General features: G+C 51.0%; 4 protein-coding genes and 1 tRNA gene. 3 read left to right on the forward strand and 2 right to left on the reverse strand.

Going from position 1 to position 2,663, the window contains the following annotated elements:
• Window positions 1-423: 423 nt before the first annotated feature.
• Window positions 424-500, reverse strand: a tRNA-Arg gene (locus tag AACY19_RS26465).
• A 295-nt stretch (window positions 501-795) separates the two neighbouring features.
• On the opposite strand from AACY19_RS26465, the gene AACY19_RS26470 reads away from it, so the two are divergent.
• The gene (locus tag AACY19_RS26470) at window positions 796-1,026 is read left to right on the forward strand and encodes a hypothetical protein (protein ID WP_339454451.1); all 231 of its coding nucleotides are present in this window, start codon (window positions 796-798) and stop codon (window positions 1,024-1,026) included.
• Window positions 1,027-1,046: 20 nt separating this feature from the next.
• Window positions 1,047-1,226 (forward strand): PA3371 family protein, encoded by a 180-nt coding sequence (locus AACY19_RS26475; protein ID WP_339454452.1) that lies wholly within the window; start codon window positions 1,047-1,049, stop codon window positions 1,224-1,226.
• On the opposite strand, the gene phnN is transcribed toward AACY19_RS26475, so the two are convergent.
• A complete protein-coding gene (gene phnN, locus AACY19_RS26480; RefSeq protein ID WP_339454453.1) occupies window positions 1,201-1,770 on the reverse strand; it encodes a phosphonate metabolism protein/1,5-bisphosphokinase (PRPP-forming) PhnN in 570 nt (189 codons plus the stop codon). The two genes, AACY19_RS26475 and phnN, sit on opposite strands and share 26 nt — an antisense overlap.
• 388 nt (window positions 1,771-2,158) lie before the next feature.
• Here phnN and AACY19_RS26485 point away from each other — a divergent pair, with 388 nt between their 5' ends.
• The gene (locus tag AACY19_RS26485) at window positions 2,159-2,485 is read left to right on the forward strand and encodes an Arc family DNA-binding protein (RefSeq protein WP_003178899.1); all 327 of its coding nucleotides are present in this window, start codon (window positions 2,159-2,161) and stop codon (window positions 2,483-2,485) included.
• The last annotated feature ends 178 nt before the right edge of the window (window positions 2,486-2,663 follow it).

Consider the following 2,663-nt stretch of genomic DNA (forward strand, 5'->3'; position numbering starts at 1 on the left):
TATTTTCAGAAGTTTTCGAAGAATTCTTCAACAACTTCAACCACTTGCGCTTCCGATCTCTCGTCAGCGGGAGGCGAATTCTACAGCGTTACACGCTGCTGTCAACACCTCTTTTTCAACTTCCTTTATGGCCTCGATGAACTGAAGCAATCTGCTGCCGAAACCTACATAACTCATTGAATCTCAAGGAGTTTTCCGTTTCGACTGCGCCGGAAGTGGGGCGAATTATAGACATCTGAAATTCGCCGTCAACCGTTAATTTCAGTTTTCTATCAAAACTTCAAAACTGCCTGCCTATCTATATAGAAGCAACCCCGGTCGTGCGAGGAATACCCGAGAAGGATCAAGAACCAAAGAGGTACCGAGCGACCTCGCAGGCCGCGAGTATTATTGGCTAGATAGAAAGGGATTCGAATATAGAGATGGTGCCCCAGGGCAGGTTCGAACTGCCAACCTTCCCCTTAGGAGGGGGATGCTCTATCCAATTGAGCTACTGAGACACACAGTTGTCGCAAGCGGATGCCCGCGACGGACGGCGTGCATGTTAACGGCCAAAGACTGATTTGTCATGTCGTCTGCCGGGCTTTTTGAGTGTAGGCAAACGTGCCGCTCCACTGAATGAATATTCACCGTGCATTTTGCATGCACTCGTAAAGCCATCATTGCAGATTGCAACCAAGACATTAGAGAAAACATCGCCAAATGCTTGTTTTTAAAGGACTTAACTGCGGTTAGACTATTGGCACGACGACTGCTTTATCTGCTCCATAGAAGAACAATCGGAGCTCGCGCCTCATGAACACCACTCTCCTGATCGCAAATGCCATTGCTCTGGCCGTTTTGCTGGGCTTTCAGCTTGTCCAAGAGAGTCCTGAACCATTGGCACAGCGTTTACCTCATTACTTACAGACTCAAAAGGCTGCGCAATGGGCGGTGCTCAGCAATCAGAGCGGCTCCACACTTCAAACCGGCAACGATCCAAAACAGCTTTTACCGGCCCAAACAACAGAACGCCTGGTGTTTTGAAACATCCACAGGAGTAAGACATGTCCAAATCAGCTGCAGGGTTTCTAATCCTCGCCTTACTGAGCGGCTTTATCCATTTTTCCATGTTCGAGGAAGCAGAAGTCACCGCTCCACTGGTGGGCTGCGGTGTATTTTCGGTGTTGTTTGTGCTGGCACTGGTTGCAGGACGCAAAATCAAGTTTGATCCGGTGTTGCGTTGACCCTAATCAGATCCAGCAACTGACTGACAGCGTCAGCCAAATCGCCCGTATTATCGATCAGATAGACAGGAATATCGCTTGATCTCCTGTCCTTGAAGAGAGCATTGCGAGCCAGCCTTGCATTGATCTGCTCCAGCGACTCCCGACCTCGCCTGAACAAGCGCTCTCGGAGAACATCGTCCCTCACAGTCAACAGAACAGGCAGAAGCGTCGGATACACCTCCAACGCTTGCCGCAAGTTGGCGCGAGACCCATTCACCACGACTGACCGTCCCTCCCTCAACCGCTGATCCATCTCTGCAGGAATCCCATAGGACAAGCCATTGGCGCGCCAGGCCAACGAAAACTCCCCGGCGGAGAGGCGCCTTTCGAACTCCTCGGTGGTCACATCGATTGCATCCTCACCTATCGATTCGGCTGAACGAGTAATGACTCGACGCATGACATCGCAGCCCAAAACACTCAAAGACTGACGCGCAGCATCGATCAGGCTGTCCTTGCCTGAACCGGACGGTCCCATCAGGTAAATAACCCTGCCATCCATCTTGAAATCGCCCTCCGGGAGCCTTCAGCCCTAGTAAATCGGCAAATTGCCACTATCCTGTACAGGTAAGGAACAAGGATCGAAAGCCGCATAGCATGCACGTTCTGACGTCTTCGGACATCAATTCATGCGTCCCAGGAAGCGGGCAATGAAGCGGACCGAGGTGAAGTTTTCAAACCAGTCCGCATTTCTGATAATTGGTGCTGGCATTACGCCTTTACCCAGCTCAATATTTGTCACAGAATTGACGCCAATGATCTGGCAATTTTGAGGCATGATGCGGGCCTCTTAACAATTCAGGTTGAACCATTTGGCGCGGATGCTTGTCCTACCACACATCCTGCGGCCAATTCCGAGAACCGCTCCCCTGAACTAACCGGTTAAATATATGCGCCCATTGAAACAGGCAATTTATTCCAGCCGTACGGCTGACAAGTTCGTCGTGCGTCTGCCAGACGGGATGCGTGAACGCATTGCCGAAGTGGCTCGCAACCATCATCGCAGCATGAACTCAGAGATCATTGCGCGCCTTGAGCAGAGTCTTATTCAAGAAGGCGCACTGGGCGAAGAGCTGAGCATGCGCCTGGACAGTCCTGAACTGTCACTCCACGAGCGCGAGCTACTGCAACGCTTTCGTCAACTGTCTCACCGCCAACAGAATGCACTGGTGTCCTTGATTGCCCATGACGCGGAAATGGCAGCAGACGCATCCTGAACAACACCGAACATCTCAAGCCAGCAGAAGTGCTGGCTTTTTTTTGTAATTTGTCCCGTCCTGAATAAGGTTTACACCTTCTGACCTATCCTCAGGAGGAACCAATGGAATCAGGCAAAAGGCGCAGTCAGCGTGATTACACGCTGAGCTTTAAATTGGCGGTCGTCGATCAAGTTGA

It is taken from the genome of Pseudomonas sp. EA_5y_Pfl2_R50, from assembly GCF_963970475.1.
Lineage (GTDB): Bacteria > Pseudomonadota > Gammaproteobacteria > Pseudomonadales > Pseudomonadaceae > Aquipseudomonas.